The organism is Pseudomonas sp. NBRC 111138 (genome assembly GCF_001320835.1).
GTDB classification, from domain to species: Bacteria; Pseudomonadota; Gammaproteobacteria; order Pseudomonadales; family Pseudomonadaceae; genus Aquipseudomonas; species Aquipseudomonas paracarnis.
The window spans coordinates 44899-65400 of record NZ_BCBO01000014.1 but is presented as its reverse complement, the minus strand read 5'-3'; the positions used below and the strand labels follow the sequence as shown (position 1 = coordinate 65400).

The 20502-nt window shown below is 62.5% G+C and carries 20 protein-coding genes; 12 read left to right on the top strand and 8 right to left on the bottom strand.

What is annotated here, in order from left to right; translation table 11 throughout:
- Window positions 1-49 precede the first annotated feature (49 nt).
- Both APH41_RS03105 and APH41_RS03100 read left to right on the top strand, forming a co-directional pair.
- Complete coding sequence (locus APH41_RS03105) at window positions 50-2089, top strand: NADPH-dependent 2,4-dienoyl-CoA reductase (protein WP_054917366.1); 2040 nt, start codon at window positions 50-52, stop codon at window positions 2087-2089.
- Between the two features lie 56 nt (window positions 2090-2145).
- A complete protein-coding gene (locus APH41_RS03100) occupies window positions 2146-3087 on the top strand; it encodes a 1-aminocyclopropane-1-carboxylate deaminase/D-cysteine desulfhydrase (protein WP_054917364.1) in 942 nt (313 codons plus the stop codon).
- Window positions 3088-3155: 68 nt separating this feature from the next.
- Here the strand turns inward: APH41_RS03100 and APH41_RS03095 are convergent, their stop codons facing one another.
- From APH41_RS03095 to APH41_RS03085, 3 genes are all read right to left on the bottom strand, one after another.
- Complete coding sequence (locus APH41_RS03095) at window positions 3156-3710, bottom strand: cytochrome b (RefSeq protein ID WP_034127939.1); 555 nt, start codon at window positions 3708-3710, stop codon at window positions 3156-3158.
- Window positions 3711-3824: 114 nt separating this feature from the next.
- Window positions 3825-4652, bottom strand: coding sequence for a phosphonoacetaldehyde hydrolase (gene phnX, locus APH41_RS03090; protein WP_054917363.1), 828 nt, complete (start codon window positions 4650-4652; stop codon window positions 3825-3827).
- Window positions 4653-4749: 97 nt separating this feature from the next.
- Window positions 4750-5874 carry a 2-aminoethylphosphonate--pyruvate transaminase gene (locus APH41_RS03085; protein ID WP_054917360.1) on the bottom strand — a complete coding sequence of 375 codons (1125 nt, stop codon included), beginning with the start codon at window positions 5872-5874 and terminating at the stop codon, window positions 4750-4752.
- Between the two features lie 112 nt (window positions 5875-5986).
- Between APH41_RS03085 and APH41_RS03080 the strand changes: the two genes are divergently transcribed.
- On the top strand, window positions 5987-6841 hold the full coding sequence (locus APH41_RS03080) for a LysR substrate-binding domain-containing protein (RefSeq protein WP_054917357.1): 855 nt from the start codon (window positions 5987-5989) through the stop codon (window positions 6839-6841).
- On the opposite strand, the gene APH41_RS03075 is transcribed toward APH41_RS03080, so the two are convergent.
- Window positions 6817-7707 carry a LysR substrate-binding domain-containing protein gene (locus tag APH41_RS03075; protein WP_034127935.1) on the bottom strand — a complete coding sequence of 297 codons (891 nt, stop codon included), beginning with the start codon at window positions 7705-7707 and terminating at the stop codon, window positions 6817-6819. The genes APH41_RS03080 and APH41_RS03075 overlap by 25 nt on opposite strands.
- A gap of 258 nt (window positions 7708-7965) precedes the next feature.
- On the opposite strand from APH41_RS03075, the gene APH41_RS03070 reads away from it, so the two are divergent.
- Together APH41_RS03070 and APH41_RS03065 are read left to right on the top strand one after the other, a co-directional pair.
- Window positions 7966-9291, top strand: coding sequence for an MFS transporter (locus APH41_RS03070; RefSeq protein WP_054897266.1), 1326 nt, complete (start codon window positions 7966-7968; stop codon window positions 9289-9291).
- Between the two features lie 109 nt (window positions 9292-9400).
- A complete protein-coding gene (locus APH41_RS03065) occupies window positions 9401-10105 on the top strand; it encodes a YebC/PmpR family DNA-binding transcriptional regulator (RefSeq protein ID WP_003192227.1) in 705 nt (234 codons plus the stop codon).
- 123 nt (window positions 10106-10228) lie between these two features.
- Here APH41_RS03065 and APH41_RS03060 read toward each other — a convergent pair whose 3' ends face one another.
- Window positions 10229-11533: a protein kinase gene (locus APH41_RS03060; protein ID WP_054917351.1), complete on the bottom strand. Its 1305-nt coding sequence runs from the start codon at window positions 11531-11533 to the stop codon at window positions 10229-10231.
- A gap of 37 nt (window positions 11534-11570) precedes the next feature.
- The gene (gene zapE, locus APH41_RS03055; protein WP_054917349.1) at window positions 11571-12665 is read right to left on the bottom strand and encodes a cell division protein ZapE; all 1095 of its coding nucleotides are present in this window, start codon (window positions 12663-12665) and stop codon (window positions 11571-11573) included.
- Window positions 12666-12855: 190 nt separating this feature from the next.
- On the opposite strand from zapE, the gene APH41_RS03050 reads away from it, so the two are divergent.
- The 7 genes from APH41_RS03050 (at window position 12856) to APH41_RS03020 (ending at window position 19171) form a co-directional block, all read left to right on the top strand.
- Window positions 12856-13347 (top strand): spore coat U domain-containing protein, encoded by a 492-nt coding sequence (locus tag APH41_RS03050; protein ID WP_156359020.1) that lies wholly within the window; start codon window positions 12856-12858, stop codon window positions 13345-13347.
- Window positions 13341-13886 carry a spore coat protein U domain-containing protein gene (locus APH41_RS03045; RefSeq protein WP_054917341.1) on the top strand — a complete coding sequence of 182 codons (546 nt, stop codon included), beginning with the start codon at window positions 13341-13343 and terminating at the stop codon, window positions 13884-13886. Before APH41_RS03050 ends, APH41_RS03045 begins: the two co-directional genes overlap by 7 nt.
- A gap of 18 nt (window positions 13887-13904) precedes the next feature.
- Complete coding sequence (locus APH41_RS03040; protein WP_003192220.1) at window positions 13905-14447, top strand: spore coat protein U domain-containing protein; 543 nt, start codon at window positions 13905-13907, stop codon at window positions 14445-14447.
- Between the two features lie 2 nt (window positions 14448-14449).
- Complete coding sequence (locus APH41_RS03035) at window positions 14450-14938, top strand: spore coat U domain-containing protein (protein ID WP_034127929.1); 489 nt, start codon at window positions 14450-14452, stop codon at window positions 14936-14938.
- Window positions 14939-14963: 25 nt separating this feature from the next.
- Complete coding sequence (locus tag APH41_RS03030) at window positions 14964-15752, top strand: molecular chaperone (protein ID WP_014718967.1); 789 nt, start codon at window positions 14964-14966, stop codon at window positions 15750-15752.
- A 72-nt stretch (window positions 15753-15824) separates the two neighbouring features.
- A complete protein-coding gene (locus tag APH41_RS03025) occupies window positions 15825-18173 on the top strand; it encodes a fimbria/pilus outer membrane usher protein (protein ID WP_054917373.1) in 2349 nt (782 codons plus the stop codon).
- Window positions 18170-19171 (top strand): spore coat U domain-containing protein, encoded by a 1002-nt coding sequence (locus tag APH41_RS03020; RefSeq protein ID WP_177333544.1) that lies wholly within the window; start codon window positions 18170-18172, stop codon window positions 19169-19171. Before APH41_RS03025 ends, APH41_RS03020 begins: the two co-directional genes overlap by 4 nt.
- Here the strand turns inward: APH41_RS03020 and APH41_RS03015 are convergent.
- Together APH41_RS03015 and APH41_RS03010 are read right to left on the bottom strand one after the other, a co-directional pair.
- Window positions 19168-19905: an anti-sigma factor gene (locus APH41_RS03015; protein ID WP_054917336.1), complete on the bottom strand. Its 738-nt coding sequence runs from the start codon at window positions 19903-19905 to the stop codon at window positions 19168-19170. The two genes, APH41_RS03020 and APH41_RS03015, sit on opposite strands and share 4 nt — an antisense overlap.
- Entirely contained in the window at window positions 19902-20408 is a 507-nt protein-coding gene (locus APH41_RS03010; protein WP_034127925.1) for a sigma-70 family RNA polymerase sigma factor, read from the bottom strand. The genes APH41_RS03015 and APH41_RS03010 overlap by 4 nt, the downstream gene beginning before the upstream one ends.
- Window positions 20409-20502 lie beyond the last annotated feature (94 nt).

The window sequence follows — 20502 nt, the reverse complement described above, 5'->3', positions numbered from 1 at the left end:
GCCGTTCGAGTGCGCCACGTCCCGTGATGATCCGTTGTGGAGCTGTACCATGACCGCTGCTGCCTACCCGCACCTGCTGGCCCCGTTGGACCTGGGTTTCACCACCTTGCGCAACCGTACCCTGATGGGTTCGATGCACACCGGCCTGGAAGAAAAGCCCGGCGGTTTCGAGCGTATGGCGGCCTATTTTGCCGAGCGCGCCCGTGGCGGCGTAGGCCTGATGGTCACTGGCGGCATTGGCCCCAATGATGAAGGCGGCGTGTACGCCGGTGCAGCCAAGCTGACCACCGAAGAAGAGGCGAGCAAGCACAAGATCGTTACCCAAGCCGTGCACGACGCGGGTGGCAAGATCTGCATGCAGATCCTCCACGCCGGGCGTTACGCCTACAGCCCCAAGCAGGTGGCTCCGAGCGCTATCCAGGCGCCGATCAACCCGTTCAAACCCAAGGAACTGGATGAAGAGGGCATCGAAAAGCAGATCCAGGATTTTGTCACCTGCTCGCTGCTGGCCCAGGTCGCCGAGTATGACGGCGTCGAAATCATGGGCTCCGAAGGCTACTTCATTAACCAGTTCCTCGCTGCCCATACCAACCATCGCACCGACCGTTGGGGCGGCAGCTTTGAAAATCGCATGCGTCTGGCGGTGGAAATCGTGCGCCGCGTACGCGAAGCCGTAGGCCCGAACTTCATTATCATCTTCCGCCTGTCGATGCTCGACCTGGTGGAAGGCGGCAGTGTCTGGGAAGAGATCGTGCAGTTGGCCAAGGCCATCGAACAGGCCGGCGCGACGATCATCAACACCGGTATCGGCTGGCACGAAGCACGTATCCCGACCATCGCCACCAAGGTACCCCGTGGTGCGTTCAGTAAAGTCACGGCCAAATTGCGCGGTTCGGTACAGATTCCGCTGATCACCACCAACCGCATCAACACCCCGGAAATTGCTGAGCAGATCCTGGCCGAAGGCGACGCCGATATGGTCTCGATGGCGCGGCCGTTTCTCGCCGACCCCGAGTTCGTCAACAAGGCCGCCGCCGGGCGCGCCGATGAGATCAATACCTGTATCGGCTGCAACCAGGCATGCCTGGACCATACCTTTGGCGGCAAGCTCACCACCTGCCTGGTCAACCCGCGGGCGTGCTACGAAACCGAGCTCAATTACTTGCCGGTCAAGCAGATCAAAAAGGTCGCGGTCGTCGGCGCAGGCCCTGCGGGTTTGGCCGCGGCTACCGTGGCCGCCGAGCGCGGGCATCAGGTGACCTTGTTCGACTCCGCCAGCGAGATCGGCGGCCAGTTCAATATCGCCAAGCGCGTGCCGGGCAAGGAAGAGTTCTTCGAGACCCTGCGTTATTTCAAACGCAAATTGCAGACCACCCACGTCGAGCTGTGCCTCAACACCCGTGTCGACGTTGCGCAACTGGTAGCGGGCGGTTATGACGAAGTGATCCTGGCCACCGGCATCGCACCGCGTACCCCGGCGATTCCCGGTGTCGACAACGCCAAGGTCCTGAGTTACCTGGACGTGATCCTCGAGCGCAAGCCGGTGGGCAAGCGCGTGGCGGTGATCGGCGCCGGCGGCATCGGTTTTGACGTGTCTGAATTTCTCGTCCACCAAGGCGTATCCACCAGCCTGGATCGTGAGGCGTTCTGGAAAGAATGGGGCATCGACACTCAGCTGCAAGCCCGTGGTGGCGTGGCCGGGATCAAACCCGAGCGCCACGCGCCGGCCCGTGAAGTGTTCCTGCTGCAACGCAAGGCTTCCAAAGTGGGCGATGGCCTGGGCAAGACCACCGGCTGGATCCACCGCACCGGTTTGAAGAACAAGCAGGTGCAGATGTTCAACAGCGTCGAATACTTGAAGATCGACGATGAAGGCTTGCATATCCGCATCGGCGCCGAGGGCGAGCCGCAAGTCCTGGCGGTGGACAATATCGTCATCTGTGCCGGCCAGGACCCGCTGCGCGAATTGCACGACGGCCTGGTCGCCGCCGGCCAGAACGTGCACCTGATCGGCGGCGCTGATGTGGCGGCCGAACTGGACGCCAAGCGCGCCATCAACCAGGGCTCGCGCCTGGCTGCAGAGCTGTAAGGCGCCAAGAGGGGCGGTGTTAGACTACCGCCCTCTTTTCATTCAGATACCTGCCGATGGGCCCTTTCGACTGGCTTCCTCACGCGCCCCTTGAACCCTTGCACCTGGACTGGCTGAACGGAGTCGAGTTGGCCGTGCTGCGCCTGGACTGTATCGACCCGCTGATCAGTGGCAACAAGTGGTTCAAGCTCACCGAGCACCTGGCCCAGGCCCGATACGCTGGGGCCACCGGGGTGATGAGTCTCGGCGGTGCGTACTCCAACCATTTGCATGCGCTGGCGGCGGCGGGCAAGCGCTTTGGTTTTCCCACGGTCGGCCTGCTGCGGGGCCATCCTCAAGACACCCCCACGGTTCTCGACCTCAAAGCGTTTGGCATGCAACTGCATTGGCTCGGTTATGGCGGTTATCGGGCGCGGCATGAAGCGGGTTTCTGGTTGCCTTGGCGCGAGCAGTATCCTGGCTTTCATCCGATACCCGAAGGCGGCGGTGGGCTGGCCGGTGCGCAGGGCTGTGGCGTGTTGGTCGAGCAGACGCGGGCGCAACTGGACAGCCTCGGTTGGAGCGATTACGACGCCTGGTGGTTGGCGGCGGGTACCGGCACGACACTGGCCGGGCTGGCACTGGCGGAGGCGGGCGCGCATCCGGTATATGGCGCCATGGCGGTGCCGGATGACCACGGTGTGGCGCAGAACGTGAGTGCCATCGTGCAGGACGGTTATACATTGCTGGACGCCAGTCGCGGCGGCTTTGCCAAAGCCGATCCACTGTTGCTCGACTTCATTCAGCGCACCGAACTAGCGTGCGGTCTACCGCTGGAACCGCTTTACACCGGCAAGGCGCTGCTGGCGTTGAAACAGCAGATCGAGGCCGGACGCTTTGCCCCCGGCATGCGCCTGATCTTCATCCATACCGGCGGCCTGCAAGGCCGCCGAGGCTTCAGCGACTGGCGCGAACCTCTTGTGGGAGCTGGCTTGCCTGCGAAAGCGGTCTTGCAGTAAGAGGCACTGTGACTGACACACCGCCTTCGCGGGCAAGCCCGCTCCCACAGGGGAGCTAATTGGCTGGGTTAAAGCCTCCTCCCACCCGGCATCATGCGCAGCGCCGTGTTATCGCGCATCACGTAATGATGAAAGATGCCCGCCAACGCGTGCAGCCCGATCAGCCAATAACCGATCTGCCCAAACAGCACATGCCAGCCTTCAATCTCCTTGGCCAGTGCCTTGTTTTCCCCAATCAACGGCGGCAACTCCATCCCATAGAACATCACCGAGTGCCCTTCGGCGCTGACGATCAACCAGCCGGCAATCGGCATGCCGATCATCAACGCGTACAACGCAGCGTGCATCAGTGTCGCCAGCAGGCTTTGCCATTGCGGCGGCGCCGGCAGGATCTTCGGTGCCACCCCCAGGCTGCGTGCAAACAGGCGTAGCCATACCAGTACAAACACGGTAAGGCCGAGCATGAAGTGCATTTCAACAATCAAGGTGCGCGCACCGCTGCCTTTGGGGAATTGGCCGCGCAGTTCAATGCAGGCGTAGACCACCGCCAGCAGCACCACCATCAACCAGTGCAACGCAATCGACATGGTGCTGTAGCGTGTATCGGAATTTTTCCACGGCATCGCTGTGTTCCTCACTCATCAGGGCATACCTCCATTCTTTAGCGATGGAGTGCATTAACTCTATGCCTGTTTTGAGCGCTGCGCTTGTTGCCAATGCCGTTGTCTTGACCTCGGTCAGTAGGCCTGCGGCATTTCCCCGCGGGCCAGGCGCTGGTTGATGTCACTGATGACCTGTGGCAGATCGGTGATGGTGTCAATCAGGTAGTGTGGGCGTGAAGCTTCGAACATCGCTTCGATGCGCTGGCGTTCGCTGGCCAGTGTGTCGGTGTCCAGGGCGCGGAATTGCTCGTAGGTGAGGCCCAGCGCATTGCCCGAGCAGGTCAGGGCCACGGTCCACATGCCGGCACGGCGACCTTCGAGAATGCCCGGCACGGTGTCGTCGACCTTCACGCAGGCCGCCACATCATCAATGCCCAGGGCTATCACGTTGGCCAACGCCTGGGCCGGCCATGGTCGGCCGTTGGGCACTTCGTCAGTGGCCACGACATGGTCGGCGACGTAGCCATTGGTGGCGGCCAGGGCCACGACCTTGTCCATCACCTGCTTGGGGTAGCCGGAGCAGGAGCCGATCTTGATGCCTTGGCCGCGCAGGGCGGCGATGGTGTCGAGGGCGCCGGGGATCAGGGCCGAGTGCTCGGCGATCTTCTCGATCTGCAGCGGCATGAAGCGCTGGTAGATGGCGGTCACGTCGTCGTCGGTGGGCGTGCGGCCGAACGCCTTGCGGTAGCGTTCGGCAACCTGCGGCTGGTCGCAGAGCGTACGGATATGGTCCCACTTGCCCATGCCCATCGGGCCACGGGCTTCCTCGATCGACACCTGCACGTCGAACTCGGCGAAGGCCTCGACAAAAATCTGCGTGGGGGCGAAGGAGCCGAAATCGACCACGGTGCCAGCCCAGTCGAGGATAACGGCCTGGAGGGTGTTGGGGTTTTGATAGTTCATGGTTCAGATCCTGTGGGGTAATAACATTCATCTATGTAGGAGCTTGCTCGCGAAAAACATCCAGGCGCCGCGTTAACTCAGGATGCCCGCGTTTTCGTTAACACTCTTCGCGAGCAAGCTCGCTCCTGCACATTTCTTGCAGCACCTCGGCGATGGCCTTGACGGCTGCGCGCATGTCGGCTGCGTCGACATGACCGATGCAGCCCACGCGAAAGGTTTCCACCTGGGTCAATTTGCCCGGGTACAGAATGAAACCCTTGGCCTTGACCCGTTCGTAGAACGCTTTGAACTGATAGCGAGGATCGTCGGGGGCGTGGAAGGTGGCAATGATCGGCGCCTGGATAGCCGCCGGTAGAAAACTGCGCACCCCCAGTTCGGCCATGCCGTCCAGCAAGGCCTGGCAGTTATTCGCATAGCGCTGGTGACGGGCGGGCAGGCCGCCTTCCTCGGCGTACTGCAACAGCGCTTCATGCAGGGCGGCGACCACGTGGGTCGGCGGGGTGAAGCGCCACTGGCCGGTTTTGGTCATGTAGCTGTGCTGGTCGAACAGGTCCATCGCCAGGGAATGGCAGTTGCCCTGTGCCGCGGCCAGTGCGTGTTTTTCCGCAAAGACAAAGCCCATGCCCGGTACGCCTTCCAGGCATTTGCCCGAGGCGGCGATCAGCGCCTCGAACGGCACTTCACGGGCATCGATCGGTAGCGCGCCGAAGGAACTCATGGCGTCGATGACCAGGCGCTTGCCGTGGCGTTTGACCACCTCGGCGATCTGCGGCAACGGGTTGAGAATGCCGGTACTGGTTTCGCAATGGATCAGTGCGACATGGGTGATGGCGCTGTCGGCGTGCAACAGACGATCCACATCGGCCGCAGTGGTGGGCTCGTCTTCGGCGGTTTCAAAGGTGCTGAATTCGCGGCCAAGCACCTCGCAGATTTTCGCCAGGCGTTTGCCGTAGGCGCCGTTGATGAGCACCAGCACCTTGCCATTGCGGGGGACCAGGGTGCCGATCGCGGCTTCGACGGCGAAGGTGCCGCTGCCTTGCAACGGCACGCAGTGGTGGCTGTCGGCGCCGTTGAGGATCGCCAGCAACTGGCTGCACACACTGGCTGTGAGCTGGTTGAAGCGGTCGTCCCACGAGCCCCAGTCCGTCATCATCGCCTGGCGGGTGCGGTTCGAGGTGGTCAGGGGGCCGGGGGTCAACAGGATCGGCGCGGCAGTGGGCATGTCAAATCCTCGCAAGGTGTTGGGGTTCAAGCTACGGCGCCTAAATTGCAGTTTGGCTTGTCATCAATCAAATTGTTTGTTGTTATGCGAGCTATCAGTGAGGCCGATAGCTATGAATCTCTTCCAACTGCGTGCATTCGATGCCGTGGCCCGTGAGGGCAGTTTTACCCGCGCGGCGGCTCGGCTGTTTATCAGCCAGCCGGCGGTGACCGGGCATATCAAGGCGCTTGAGGAGCACTACCAGATCCCGCTGTTGCGCCGCACCGCACGTCGGGTGGAATTGACCGAGGAGGGCGCACGCCTGGCGGCCATCACGCGGGCTATCTTCGGGTTGGTCGACGAGGCGCAAACCCTGCTGGAGGCCAACCGCCAGTTGCTCACCGGGCGCCTGGAAGTGGCGGCGGATGGCCCCCACCTGGTGATGCCGATGATCGCCAGCCTGCGTGCGCGCTACCCCGGCATTACCGTGAACCTGCGTTTGGGCAATGCCCAGGAAACCCTGGCGGCGTTGCTGTCCGAACATGCGGATGTGGCGGTGCTCACCGAGGTGGAACCGCGCAATGGCCTGCACTTGCAACCCCTGGACCAGTCACGGATTTGCGCCTTGGTGCCGGCCGCACACCCGTGGTCCAAGCAGCCCGACGGTATTGAACTGGCGCAGTTGCATGAGGTGATCATGGTGCTGCGCGAGCCCAGTTCCACCACCCGCCGCACCTTTGACGACGCCTGCCTGGCGGCGAATGTGCAGCCCAAAGTGCTGCTGGAACTGGACAGTCGGGAAGCTGTGGCCGAGGCGGTGGCGGCAGAGTTGGGCGTGGGCGTGGTGTCGTCGATGGAGGTCAGCCCGGACCCGCGTGTGCAGGCAGTGCCGATCCTCGGCGATGGCCTGCTGAATCGGCATATGCTCGGCTGCATGGAGCGCCGTCGCTCGCTGCGCTTGATTCAGGCGTTTTTCGAGTTGGCGTGAAGGCTCTCACGCACAATCTCCAGAAAGGTCGCGACCACACGGCGTGAACTTTGCTCTTTCAGGCACACCAGGGTTTCTTTCATGCGTTGGGTGCAATCGCGGATCGGCATGGCGTACACCCGTGCATCGGCACCGAACTCTGCCGCCGACACCACGCCCACGCCAATCCCTACCACCACGGCTTCACGGGCGGCCTCGCGGCCTTCCACCTGGATCGCCGGACGAATGCGCAGGCCGGCCTGGCGCATTTCCTGCTCCAGGGTCTGACGGGTGACCGAGCCGGTTTCCCGCAGTACCAGCGGGGTGTCATCGAGGTCGGCCAGGCAGATCGACTCGCGCCCGGCCCAGGCATGGTCCCGTGCGACAAAAGCCAGCAGTTGGTCGTCCGGCAGCGGCACTGACAACAGGCGCACATCATCGACATCGCGCCCCAACAGCGCCAGATCGGCCTGGTAGTTGTAGAGGCGCGACAGTGACTCATCGGTATTGCCCGTTTCGATCTTCACGCTGATCCCAGGGTAGCGCTGGCAGAAGCGCGCAATCTGCGGCAGGACGTGCACGGGCGCATCCACCGCCAAGGTGAGGGTACCGGTGAGCAGGGCGCGCGAATCCTGCAGCAACTCTTCGGCTTCGGCCTCGATCACAAACAGGCGTTGGGTGATACCCAACAGGCGTTCACCCAGATCGGTCAGGCGCACCGAACGCTTGTTGCGGTGAAACAGCAATACGCCGAAGCGCTCTTCAAGTTTGCGCACCTGGTCGGAAATCGCAGGCTGGGTCAGGAACAGCCGTTCTGCAGCCCCGGTAAAACTGCCGTGAATGGCCACCGCATGGAAGGCTTTGAGCTGGGCATGGGAAACCGACATGGTACGTCCTCTTAAAACCTGAGCTTATATTTGAAATACGATAAATCGATTTTACCTATGAGTCAGCCATTGTTTTGATGCACCTCAGTCGCCGTAGGTTGAGTCCTACAACCACGGCGGCCATGGGCGCAGGCACATCGCACCCATCTGACCAATACCGCGCTATCCAAGGCCCGGCATTGCAGTGCTCAACCATAAGAACAACAGGCGTTTTCTTTCGATTCTGCCGGCACACTCACACCTGAGGTCAGAACCACCATGAATATCCCTATGGGTAGTATCAAGCGTTGGCGCGTGCAGATTTTCGCCATTACCTGGCTGGCGTACGCCGCGTTCTATTTCACCCGCAAAGCCTTTTCGGTGGCAAAGCTGGGGATTGGCGACGACCCGAGTTTCCCCCTCGACAAAATGACGATGGCTAACCTGGATGGCCTCTATCTCGCAGCGTATGCGGTGGGCCAGTTCACCTGGGGCATGCTTGCAGACCGCTTCGGGCCACGGGTAGTGGTGCTCGGTGGCTTGTTGATTTCCGCAGGCGCGGCGCTGGTGATGGGCACCTTTGCCACCTTGCCGATTTTTGTCACCTGCATGTTGGTACAGGGCTTGGCCCAGTCCACTGGCTGGTCGGGGTTGTGCAAGAACCTCGGTAGTTTCTTCCCGGCCCAGCAGCGGGGGCGGGTGCTGGGGCTGTGGAGTTCGTGTTATGCATTTGGCGGGTTGGTCGCGTCACCGTTTGCCGGTTGGTGGGCTTATACGCTGATCGGCAGCTGGCATGCGGCGTTTATTTCCAGCGCCGCAGTGGTCGCGGTGGTGGCCGTGCTCTTCTTTATGTTCCAGCGCAATACCCCGCAGGATGTGGGCTTGCCGGCAGTCGAGCCCGAGCCGGTGCTGAGCGCCGAGCAGTTGGCCGCCGAACAGCGCGTGAGCGTACTCGAGCCCCTGCGCGCGATCCTGCGCAACCGTACGGTGTTGACCCTGGGGCTGGCTTACTTCCTGCTCAAGCCGGCGCGCTACGCGATTCTGTTGTGGGGGCCGGTGATCGTCTACGAGCAGATGCCGTCGGTGGGCAAGGTCGGTGCCGCCATCGTGCCCACCGCGTTTGAGCTGGCCGGTTTATTGGGGCCGGTGTTGATCGGCCTGGCCTCCGACAAGCTGTTCGGTGCTCGGCGCATGCCCGCCTGCGTGCTCAGCCTGTTGGCGCTGACGGTTGCCCTGGCGTTGTTTATGGGCGCGCTGCACACCGGCAGTGTGGTGCTGGTGATGACGTTGCTGTTTGTCATGGGGCTGACGCTGTATGGGCCGGACTCGATGATCAGCAGCACGGCGGCCATCGACTTCGGCACCGCCAAGGCCGGCGCTACCGCTGCGGGCTTTGTCAACGGCTGCGGTTCGGTGGGAGCGATCCTGGGTGGTTTGCTGCCAGGCTATTTCGATACCGTTACGGTATTTATTGTGTTTGCCGGTGCGGCACTGTTTTCGTCGCTGGTGCTGATGCCCTACTGGAATGCCAGGCCCGCCGTACTGGCCCAGGCCGGGGATTTTGTGCCGGACCGCAATGCGGTGATCAAACCCTTGCGCACCTGAGTACCCTGGCCGGTTTTTTGGTGGAACGAAGCGTTCTCGCGCTATAAACTCTGCCCCCAAAGCGCCGGCCAGTAGACGTTTCGGCGCGATGGAAATAAGAGAGTGAGTCATGGGCGCACAGTGGAAAGTCAAACATAAAGAAGCGGCAGCCAATGCCAAGGGCAAGATTTTCGGCAAGCTGGTGAAAGAAATCACCATCGCCGCCCGCAACGGCGCCGATACCGCGACCAACGCGCACCTGCGCCTGGTGGTGGAACAGGCCAAAAAAGCCTCGATGCCCAAGGAAACCCTGGACCGCGCGATCAAAAAGGGCGCCGGTCTGCTCGGTGAGACCGTGCAATACCACCGCGTGACCTACGAAGGTTTCGCGCCGCACCAGGTGCCTTTGATCGTCGAGTGCGTGACCGACAACATCAACCGCACCGTGGCGGAAATCCGCGTGGCCTTCCGCAAGGGCCAACTGGGCGCTTCCGGTTCGGTGGCCTGGGATTTCAACCATGTGGGCCTGATCGAAGCATCACCGGACACGCCAGACGCCGATCCAGAAATGGCCGCCATCGAAGCCGGTGCCCAGGACTTTGAAGAGGGTGAAGAAGGCGCCACCTTGTTCATTACCGAAACCACCGACCTGGATGCCGTGCAGAAAGCCTTGCCGGAGCAGGGTTTTACCGTGCTGTCGGCCAAGCTGGGCTATATCTCCAAGAACCCGGTCAGCGGTTTGACCGATGAGCAGATGGCTGAAGTCGAGGCGTTCCTGGAAGGCCTGGACAACCATGATGATGTGCAGGATATGTTTGTCGGCCTGGCGGGCTGATTTCTATCTGAGTACACGCGGGTAACTATGTGGGAGCGGGCTTGCTCGCGAATGCTGTGTGACAGTCAACAGATGTATTGGCTGTTCCACCGCATTCGCGAGCAAGCCCGCTCCCACATTAGTTCAGGGGTGCTGCAGAGATTCCAGCAGGGCCTCGATTTCCTCAAAGCCTGGTCGGGCCAGTACATCCGGCTGACAGCAACGCTCGCACAGTTCGCACAGCATCTTGTCAATGGCTTGTGCCTCAACCCGCTCCAACAACTCCCCCAGCAGCACCCCGAACGCCCGCACTTCAATACGCTGCAGCGCACGGGTTTCCAGGGTGTTCGCCGTGGCATGGAATGACGCCGCGCCAAAGTCTCCGAGCAAGCAATCACCTGCTGCGTTCCACAAAATATTGTGACCATACAGGTCACCATGGGTAATGCCGTGCCGATGCAGGTGCGCCGCCACCGAAGCAACGCCCCGCGCCATGCGCAGTGCCACGTCCAGGCTGAAACGGATGGTGGGTTCGTAGACATCCCGCGTGCACGACGCCAGGCTCGGCAGGGCTGCGAGGTTGCGGTAACTCGGGTCGATCAGCTCCATCACCAGCGCGGCCTGGTTGTCGGGGTGGCCGATGACGCGTCCTTCAACCTTGATCAGGTTGGGATGCAGCCCGGCAGCGATGCAGGCTTGCATTTCATGCAGCGGTGAACCGTCGCTGGTGATGGTGCCCTTGTACAGCTTGACCGCGACTGGCAACGCATGGGGTTTCCACAGCGCCTTGCGAATAATCCCCGAAGCGCCTTCGCCCAGGACGTCGCCCATTTCCAGTTCCTGCCAGGCGATGTTCGGCGTCGCCTCGTCAGCGCTTACCTGCACGGCCATTTCCACCGGATTGCCGGCATAGGCCAGCCAGGTCAGGCTCGGCAGGGTCAGCAGCCACTGCGGCAGGTGGGTGAGGCGGTTGGAGGCGATGCGGATCAACTCCAGGTTTTGGCACTGGGCCAGGCTTGGCGGCAGGTCGGTCAACTGGTTACCGGCCAGCATCAGCTTTTGCAGCAAGGGGCGTTCGCCCAGTTCATCGGGCAATTGGCTGATGCAGTTGTTGGTGAGGATTAGCCAGCGCAACTGTGGCGGCAGGGCGGCAGCGGCTACCTGGCTGATCTGGTTGGCCTTGAAGCCGATCATGCTCAGCTTGGCGCACTGGCCCAGGCATTGCGGCAGTTCGGTAAAGGCGTTGTCCGAACAGAACAGCACACGCAGGTTCGTCAGGCGGTGCAGGTCGTCGGGCAGGCTGCTCAGGGCGTTGCCGGTGAGGTTGAGGATTTCCAGCGAGTCGGCCAGTTCGAAGATTTCCCGGGGGAACTCGGTCAGCCCGCAGGCCAGGTCCAGGCGCGTAACGCCAGCCAATTGGCCAGCCTTGAGTTGGGCGAGGGTATTCATGCAGGGCGCAGTGCTCGGAAGGAGGCGTAAAAGGCGCTCATGATAGCGGCTCGGGCGCGGGTTGCGGGCAGCGCGTGTGCAATTGGCGCAGGCGGCTGGCGGTGCGGGCGAGGTCGATGGCCTGGCCTTCCAGGCATTTATCCAGGGGCTGGTGACCGATAAGTGTCAGTTGCTTGTCCTGGTCGTAGAGCACGTCTACCAGGTTGATAAAGCGCTGTTGCACGGCGATGGGGCATTCGGCCAGATGCGGCAGGCCGTCGATGATCCAGTGGTCGAAGTTCTGGCACAACAACAGGTAATCCATGACCGCCGTGAGCTGTTCGCACAGGTCGTTGAAGGTAAATGCAATGGTTCGTGCCTGATGGCCTCGGCACTGTAACTGCCGAGTGCCGACCTTCAGGGGTTGCGCCGGGCAATCTTTGGCAGGCAGGCCCAGGCTTTCACGCTGGCCAGCCGTACCTGGCCAGACGTACTGGCCGCCCGTGAAGCGTTGTTGCGCGTGGGCCTGGGCCAGGCTGCGAAAGTCCTGAGGCGCACTGACTTCCAGCACCTCCATGCGCGCGGCGATCAGCTCGATCACCGGCTTGAAACGCTCGTGGTACAGCGGGTTGGGCAGCAATCCTTCGGGTGGGTAGTTGGAGGTCACCAGCACCAGCACGCCGCGCTGGAACAGGGCCTTGAACAGGCGGCTGATGAGCATCGCATCGCCGATATCGTGCACATGGAATTCGTCGAAACACAGCACTCGGCAGCCGGTCAGCAGCTCGTCCAGAGTGGCGCCCAGAGCATCATCATGTCCGCGGTGCAGGAACATGCCTTGGTGCAGCCGGGCGAAGAAAGTGTGGAAATGCACACGTTGCTTCTCGGCGATGGGCAGTGCCTGGAAAAATCCATCCAGCAGCCAGCTTTTGCCACGCCCCACCGGGCCATGCAGGTACAGGCTGCGCGTGGCCTGGCCGTTGAGCAGGTGTTGTGCCTCGCGATTCAGGGCGGTAATCGCCCGGATTTGCCCGTCACTGAGGGTATAGCCCTGTTGTTCGGCCTTTTTTTGAAAATACGCCGGGATAGGCGAGGCGTCCGAGGCGTCGGTTTTTTTACCCAGCAGGCGCTGGAGCAGGGCAAGCACGGCCAAGAATAAACACTCTGTATTACGGTGGTCGCTCACTGTAGGACGCCCGATGCCATTTGACCAATAGTGAAGGGCCCCAAGCCTTGCAAACTGGCACTTTCGTGTTAACTGGCTAACCTCATACACAGTTGTCACCCCTGTATAAGGAATTGGGGCTGTGAAGGGACCGGCGGTATTGGCTGTCATGGGCACGATGCTCTGCAACACGGTGTTTGCTGCGCAACTCCAGGTGCAGGTGCGCATCGACGTGCAGCGGGGTTGCCAGTTGGTGGGCACCACCCGCAGTGCGGGCATCGAGCAACTTGGCGTATTGGATTTCGGCAGCGGCCCGCGTCTGGATGACCCGGCCGGCCCGCTGAGTGCGGCCCTGATCAGCCAGCGCCAGCCGCGCCTGGAATGTAACCCCGACACGCCTTACCAAATGCGCGTTGACGGCGGCCTGCATGGCGGCGTCGGCGAAGTGCGTTATCTCGCCAATCCGGCGCCCTCCAGTCGGCCCATCCCCTATCGAATCTATGCCGACGCCGCGCGGCTGATCCCCTTGCCGGTGGACGTGCCGATCAGCGGCCGCGTGCCGGACACCGGCTCTGTCGACCTGCCGCTGTATGGCCGCATCGAACCGCTCAAAGGCATTCCCGCTGTCGGCCGTTATTCCGACCTGCTCAAGGTCACGGTCACATGGTAAGCCGCTACCTGGCTGTGACGGCCCTGGGTGGCCTGCTGTTGCTGGCGGATGACGCGCAGGCGGCGGTGGTCAACGGCCAGGTCCACGCGCGTTTGGTGATCACCGCCAGTTGCGAAGTGAGCAAAGACGTGGAAACCGCGCCGGTCACGCCTGAGGGCGGCACGGCGCTAATGGATTTCGGCAGCCAGGGGCCGACCTGGAGCAACACGCTGGGCGCGTCGATTTCCGATGCTGACAAGGCGCCGCTGTCGGTGTCCTGCAACCCCTCGGTGGTCAGCAGTTTCACGGTGACCATCGACGGCGGCGCTAATGGCGACGGCACCACGCGGCGCCTGAGCAATGGCCGCCAGACCATTCCTTATCGACTGTCGGCTGATGCTCAGGGGCGCAGTGCCTACAGGATCGGCCAGCAACGCAATTTCGTCGTGACCCAGGGCACCCAGGTACCGATCCCGGTATTCGGTTCCGTGGTGGCGAATACCAGGGCCCTACCGGCCGGCATCTACACAGACACCCTGACGGTGACTCTGGATTGGTAAACCATGAGGATGGATATCATGCATGTACTTGTATCGCGAATCGGCCTCTGCGCCCTGGGCCTGGGGCTGGCGTCCAGCCTGAACGCGGCGACCACGGTGACCGGGCAGATCAGTTCCAGCCTGACCTTGATCGCCAGTTGCCAGGTCAACGGCTCCGGGGCGGCCACCGGGCTGAATTTCGGTAGCTTGAACTTCGGTACCACCAACAGCCTGTTTACCAATGCCGACGCCCAGTTGCTCGGCGGCACCGGTACCGGCGGCGCGTTGTCGATCCTGTGTTCGGCTGGCACCGCGCCAACGATCAAGGTGCGTGCCGGCGCCCACGATGGTGCTTCCCCCGGTGGTACTCGTGCGCTGGCCGATGGCGTGGGTAACTTCGTGCCTTACGATTTCTACACTGACAGCGGGCGTTCAGCGTTATTGGCGATTGACGGCGTGGTGACACTCGCCACCAGTACCGGCGTGGCGCAGACCGTCAACCTTTACGGCCGGGCGGTGGGCAAAGCGGGCCTGCCGGCGGGCACCTACACCGACACCGTGGCCGTGGAACTGACGTTCTAACGATGTGGCCCAGGGTGTTGCTCGCCATCGGCCTGGCGATACCGTTGCCGTTGTCGGCGGTGGTCAACCAGAGCTTCCAGGTGAGTGCGACCATCACGCCGGGCTGTCTGATTGTGGGCGGCGGCGCCAACTACGGCACCTTGGCCTACGGCAGCTATTCGGCCCTGGCCACCAGCACGGTCACAGCGGCTCTCACTGGCGGGGTAACCCTGCAATGCACGCCGGGCGTGGCCCTGAGCATGAGCGTGGATGGCGGCCTGTACAGCAGCACCGGACGCAATTTGCAGCTCAACAGTGGCAGCGCGCGGGTGGCTTACCAATTGTTTCGCGATGCGGCGTTCAGCCAGAACCTGGGCATCAACCAGAGCGTCAGCGTGACCTACAGCGATGCGAGCAACATCAGCCTGCCGATTTACGGGCGGGTGGTTTTACCGGGCAATCAGCCTGGGGGGACGTACAGCGACACGCTGCAGGTGCAGCTGACGTGGTAGGGCTAACGGTTTAAGGAGGGGTGTCATGGGTTGTGCTTTGCGACGGTTATGGACCGCGGGTTTCGCCTTGGGGGCGTTGTGCTCGGCGGGGTTTGTACAGGCGGCCAGTTCGGTGCTGATCTGGCCCATCGACCCGGTGCTGGAGGCTGACCAACAGGCCAGCGCGCTGTGGCTGGAGAACCGTGGCACCGAGACCGCCAACCTGCAGATCCGCGTGTTTGCCTGGAGCCAGAACGGTTTCGACGAGCAGTACCAGAACCAGCGCGATGTGATCGGCAGCCCGCCGGTGGCCAAGATTGAGCCGGGCCAGAAGCAACTGGTGCGCCTGACCCGCACCCGGGAGGTACCGCCGGGGCAGGAGTTGGCCTATCGCATCATCATTGACGAAATCCCCTCGGCGCTGCAGGTGCCAGCACCGCCGGAGGGCAAGAACACGGCAGCGGCGATTCGCTTTCAGATGCGCTATTCGGTGCCATTGTTTGCCTACGGCGCTGGCCTGTGGAGCAAGGACGACGCCACCCGCCAACGTGACCCCAAGGGCGCGGGCAAGCCGCAGTTGAGCTGGCAAAAGGTCAACGTGGCAGGGCGCAACTACATCGAGGTGCGCAACCAGGGCGCCGTGCATGCGCGGCTTACCGATGCGTCATTCAAACAGGGCGGACAGACCCGGCCGTTGGTGGACGGCTTGCTCGGCTATGTGCTGCCGGGCGCGAGCATGCGCTGGCCGGTGCCGGATGCCGTGTCGGCCGACCAGCCGTTGCAGGTCCGGGTCAACGGCGCGCCGCAACTGGAGAGCCTGGCGCCCAAGCGATAACCGTTATGTAGCGCAACGGGCACACGCCCGGGTTTTAACAGGATGGAGATGTCCATTGAAGGACACAACGCCATGGTGAGTCGTGGTTGGGCTCGGGTTTTATGGCCGTCGGTGGCAGTGGCAAGCGGGCTGTGGGGCGCAGCGATGGCGGGCGACCTGCCGCCGCCGCCCGGCAGCATGGAGGCAGTTGCCGATGCACAGCTGTTTCTGGAACTGGTGGTCAACCAGATGGACACCGGCCGCGTCATCGCGGTCGAGCAACGCGCCGGCCAGCTGTTTGTGCCGGCCAGCGCGTTGCAGGAAGTGGGCATGAAACTGCCCGGTGAGCCCGTCGGCAGTGTGGCCCTAGAACAAGTGCCGGGCCTGCACAGCGACTACGACAGCAACGGCCAGCGCCTGCTGCTGGATGTGCCGCCCTCCTGGCTGCAGGAACAGTTCATCGGCAACCGCAATACCTATCCGCGTACCCAGGCCATGAGCAGCTTCGGCGCCTTGCTCAACTATGACGTGTATTTCAATGACACCGACGATGGCGGCAGTTACCTCGCGGCCTGGAACGAAGTACGGCTGTTCGACACCTGGGGCACCTTGTCCAACACCGGGCAACTGCGCCAGACCCTGTCCGATGGAATCAGCAGCGGCACCCTCGACAATGGTTACCGACGTTACGACACCACCTGGCGTTTTTCCGACGATGAGCGCCTGCTGACCTACGAGGCCGGCGACGTGATCAGTGGCGCGCTGCCCTGGAGTAGCTCGGTGCGCCTGGGCGGGGTGCAACTGTCCCGGGATTTTGCCGTGCGCCCCGACCTGGTCACGTACCCCTTGCCGCAGTTTGCCGGTGAGGCGGCGGTGCCCTCGTCGGTGGACCTGTTTATCAACGGCTACAAATCCGACAGCGCGCGACTGCAACCCGGCCCCTACACCCTGACCAACATCCCATTCATCAACGGTGCCGGCGAGGCCGTGGTGGTCACCACCGATGCCCTGGGCCGCCAAGTGTCGACCACGGTACCGTTCTACGTCACCAGCACTTTGCTGCAACAAGGCTTGACGGACTTTTCGCTGGCCGCCGGTACTTTGCGCCGTGACTACACCCTACGGGACTTCGGCTACGGACCGGGCGTGGCCAGTGGCACGTTCCGCTATGGCTATTCCGATAACCTGACTCTGGAGAGCCACGCTGAAGCCTCCAGCGACCTGACCCTCGGCGGGCTCGGTGGCAACCTGCGCCTGGGCAACTTCGGCGTGCTCAATACCGCCCTCAGCCAGAGCCAGTTCGACAGCCGCACGGGCCAGCAACTGAGCCTCGGTTACCAGTACAACAGCACGCGCTACAGCTTTATGTACCAACGGGTGGAACGTCGCGACGACTACGCCGACCTGACTCTGGTCGATACCCCATACGCCAGCCTCAGCAAGCGCAGCGAGCAGGTGACCTTGAGCCTCAACCTTCAACGTTTCGGCAGCCTGGGCCTGGGCTATTTCGACGTGCAGGCGGCGGACGACTCGCGCACGCGCCTGCTCAACCTGAGTTGGAGCAAACCGTTGTGGCGCAACACCAGCTTTTATCTGTCAGCCAACCGCGAAATCGGTGACAGTAACTGGGCCATGCAGGCGCAACTGGTCATCCCGTTCGACCTCAACGGCAGCCTGGCCTTGAGCACCGAGCGCAGCAAGGATGGCGCCAGTCGCCAGCGCATCAACTACAGCCGCGCGGTGCCCAGCGAAGGCGGGGTGGGCTATAACCTCGGCTATGCCCAGGGCGATGCCCCCAGCTATCGACAGGCCGACCTGACCTGGCGCTTGCAGTCGGTGCAGTTGCAGGCCGGCGTGTACGGCAGCAGTGAGGCCATGACGCGCTGGGCCGATGCCAGCGGCTCGCTGGTGTGGATGGGCGGCGAAACCTTTGCCGCCAACCGCATCAATGACGCCTTTGTGGTAGTGAGCACCCAAGGCTTTGCCGGGATTCCGGTGCGCTACGAAAACCAACTGGTGGGCCAGACCGACCGCAACGGCCATTTGCTGGTGCCGTGGAGCAGTGCCTATTACCGCGGCAAATACGAGATCGACCCCTTGAACCTGCCGGCGAATGTGCAAAGCCCCAATGTTGAGCAGCGCGTATCGGTACGCCGTGGCAGCGGTTACCTGCTGGAATTCCCCCTGCGCCGGGTGCTCGCTGCAAGCATCACTCTGGTGGACCGCCAGCATCAGGAGTTGCCGCTGGGCAGCCTGGTAGTGCACGAGCAAAGCAACACCCAAGCAGTGGTCGGCTGGGATGGCCTGGTGTATCTGGAAAACCTCAGCGCGCACAACACCTTGCAGGTCACCCTCGGTGAGGGCCGCACCTGCCAGGCGACATTTGATATTGATGAGCAGCAACAGGACGTGCCCTTGATCGGGCCATTAGTGTGCCAATGAGGGATCGAACAGGGAGTGTTCAGGTGAGGGGCTGCGTAGGGTTATATGGCGTAGGTTTGTTGTTTTGCGGACAGGCGATGGCGGCGTGTTCGGTGGTGTCCACCGTGCCAGCCAGTTTTGGTTCGATCAGTTCGATGACGGTGCGCACCGCCGCGCAAACCAGCTCTACGGCCAACTCAGGGTTGAGTTGCACCTCGGCGCTGATATCGCTGCTGGTGTCTACCGATCACTTTTACGCCACGATCACCTCGCCCCAGACCGGTATGGTCGGGCCGACCGGTGATGTGATCAGCTATACGATTTATGGCAACAACAGCACCAGCTATCCCATCACCCGTGGCAGCCAATTCGATTTCGGCGGCGCTGGCGGCATCGCCCAGAGCATTGGCCTGATCGCAGGGCCCGGCGCGAAAACCGTACCGCTGTACCTGAGCAGCATCACCGGCAGCAACGTCGCCGCCGGGGTGTACACCGAGACACTGAGCATCGCCTGGGTGTGGAATTATTGCTCGGGGATCGGCCTTGGCGGCATTTGCCTGGGACGTGACACCGGCAGTGGCACGGCGTCCCTGACCGTCAGCATGACCGTGACCAACGACTGCCAGATCACTGCCCCGAATATCAGCTTCGGCAGCGCGCCGGTGGTCAGCGGGTTTACTGCGGTGAGCGGGCAGACCATCAACATCGCCTGCACCAAGGGCAGCGCCTATACCGTGGGCTTGAGCGATGGCCAGAACCCGGTGAGTGTCGGCGGCCGGCGGCGTATGGTTTCCGGCGGCAATTACCTGGCCTATGACATTTTCAAAAGCGCCGGCACCACGCGTTGGGGCAGTGTCGGCGCGGCGCGGCGGGCCAGCTCCACGGCCGAGGTCAATCCCGGCAACGGCTTGGGTAATGGCAGCCAGGTGTACAACTACAATGCCAAGGTCTACACCGACCAGCCCACGCCACCGGCTGGCACCTATCTGGATAACGTGGTGCTGGACGTCGGTTTCTAGAATGGCGTCTGCAACGCGACGGCCTGATCCACCGGGCTGACCATCGCGTAGTTGTAGCCGCCGCCCGACCAGTAGTCGGCCTGCAAGCCATCGGCACTGCGGCTGCCGCGAGGCAGGAAACCGTTGTTCGGGCCCGGCGGGCGGATATAGAAGCTTATGCGCCGGCCTTGCGCATCCTGGTACAGCACCATGGCTGCCGCGCCTTGGTCGGTGGTGAGCAGGCGCCCGCTGACCGGTTTGAAACCGGCTTGGCTCAGGTCGGGCAGGCGATGGGCCTGGTTGAAGTAACGGTCGAGCCAGGCCTGCATAGTGCCGCGGTCCTGGGCGTTGTAGTCGGCGGGCATGATGCCGTCCTGGGCAAACAGGCGGTAAGCCTGCATGGCGTCGGTCATCGGCAACAGTGGCGGCTGGGTGGCTTCACGGGCGTGCCAACCGCCAACCCCGCCGAGGCTCACGGCGATCAGCAACAACGCCGCCGTGGCCAAGTGCCGACGGGACTGTTTCTTGATGCGCTGGCGAATCAGCGCCGGGTCCAATGCCGGGTTGTGCGGCTGTTGCAGGGCGCCGCTCAACGACGCACGCAGCAACTGCGCATCCTGTTGCCAGGCCTGTACCTGGGCCGCCACTTCGGGGTGGCTGGCCAGCCAGGTTTCAAGCACACGGCGATCAGTGTCCGGCAATTGGTGATCGACGTAGGCATGTAAATCGCGTTCGCTGGGGGGCAGGCTGATCATTTGAGTCTCCGCAGGGCAGGGCCGGTCATTTCGCCATCGCTGAGTTGACGCAGCGCTTGGCGTGCGCGGGACAGGCGTGACATCACTGTGCCGATGGGCACCTTGAGGATCTCGGCCACTTCCTTGTAGCTCAAGCCCTCGACGGACACCCACAGCAACAGGGCGCGCTGTTCGGTGTTCAGTTGGTCGAAGGCTTGCAAGGTGGATTGGGCCAGCACCGTGCGTTCCACCGAAGGTTGCACGTCATCGCGGCCGGTGAAGAATTCGAGCATGCGCGCATAGCGGCGGTTGCGGCGGTGGGCGTCGAGGAACTGGCGGTAGAGGATCGAAAACAGCCAGGCGCGCAGATCGCCCTCGATACGTTTATCGGCCCAGGCGACGATGGCGCGCTCCAGGGTCGATTGCACCAGGTCATCGGCGCTGCTGCTGTTGCGCGTCAGGGACACGGCAAAACGCCGCAACCTGGGAATGAGTTCACGTAACTGTTCGTCGAGTTCATGCATGGGCGTCTGGCTGGTCACTACGCTGGGACTAGAGAGACGTTTGGCGTTGAAGGTTATTCCCCGTCCCGCAAAATAAATCCAGGGCCTGGGAATA

Bases quoted from the DNA above. Each gene is read 5' to 3' on its own strand.
- APH41_RS03010 (WP_034127925.1), bottom strand. From the start codon at position 20,408: ATGCATGAACTCGACGAACAGTTACGTGAACTCATTCCCAGGTTGCGG.
- phnX (WP_054917363.1), bottom strand. From the start codon at position 4,652: ATGAACTATCAAAACCCCAACACCCTCCAGGCCGTTATCCTCGACTGG.
- APH41_RS03085 (WP_054917360.1), bottom strand. From the start codon at position 5,874: ATGCCCACTGCCGCGCCGATCCTGTTGACCCCCGGCCCCCTGACCACC.
- APH41_RS03080 (WP_054917357.1), top strand. From the start codon at position 5,987: ATGAATCTCTTCCAACTGCGTGCATTCGATGCCGTGGCCCGTGAGGGC.
- APH41_RS03035 (WP_034127929.1), top strand. From the start codon at position 14,450: ATGTGGCCCAGGGTGTTGCTCGCCATCGGCCTGGCGATACCGTTGCCG.
- APH41_RS03020 (WP_177333544.1), top strand. From the start codon at position 18,170: ATGAGGGATCGAACAGGGAGTGTTCAGGTGAGGGGCTGCGTAGGGTTA.
- APH41_RS03045 (WP_054917341.1), top strand. From the start codon at position 13,341: ATGGTAAGCCGCTACCTGGCTGTGACGGCCCTGGGTGGCCTGCTGTTG.
- APH41_RS03040 (WP_003192220.1), top strand. From the start codon at position 13,905: ATGCATGTACTTGTATCGCGAATCGGCCTCTGCGCCCTGGGCCTGGGG.
- APH41_RS03060 (WP_054917351.1), bottom strand. From the start codon at position 11,533: ATGAATACCCTCGCCCAACTCAAGGCTGGCCAATTGGCTGGCGTTACG.
- APH41_RS03070 (WP_054897266.1), top strand. From the start codon at position 7,966: ATGAATATCCCTATGGGTAGTATCAAGCGTTGGCGCGTGCAGATTTTC.
- APH41_RS03095 (WP_034127939.1), bottom strand. From the start codon at position 3,710: ATGCCGTGGAAAAATTCCGATACACGCTACAGCACCATGTCGATTGCG.
- APH41_RS03100 (WP_054917364.1), top strand. From the start codon at position 2,146: ATGGGCCCTTTCGACTGGCTTCCTCACGCGCCCCTTGAACCCTTGCAC.
- APH41_RS03050 (WP_156359020.1), top strand. From the start codon at position 12,856: ATGCTCTGCAACACGGTGTTTGCTGCGCAACTCCAGGTGCAGGTGCGC.
- APH41_RS03015 (WP_054917336.1), bottom strand. From the start codon at position 19,905: ATGATCAGCCTGCCCCCCAGCGAACGCGATTTACATGCCTACGTCGAT.
- APH41_RS03075 (WP_034127935.1), bottom strand. From the start codon at position 7,707: ATGTCGGTTTCCCATGCCCAGCTCAAAGCCTTCCATGCGGTGGCCATT.
- APH41_RS03065 (WP_003192227.1), top strand. From the start codon at position 9,401: ATGGGCGCACAGTGGAAAGTCAAACATAAAGAAGCGGCAGCCAATGCC.
- APH41_RS03025 (WP_054917373.1), top strand. From the start codon at position 15,825: ATGGTGAGTCGTGGTTGGGCTCGGGTTTTATGGCCGTCGGTGGCAGTG.
- APH41_RS03105 (WP_054917366.1), top strand. From the start codon at position 50: ATGACCGCTGCTGCCTACCCGCACCTGCTGGCCCCGTTGGACCTGGGT.
- APH41_RS03030 (WP_014718967.1), top strand. From the start codon at position 14,964: ATGGGTTGTGCTTTGCGACGGTTATGGACCGCGGGTTTCGCCTTGGGG.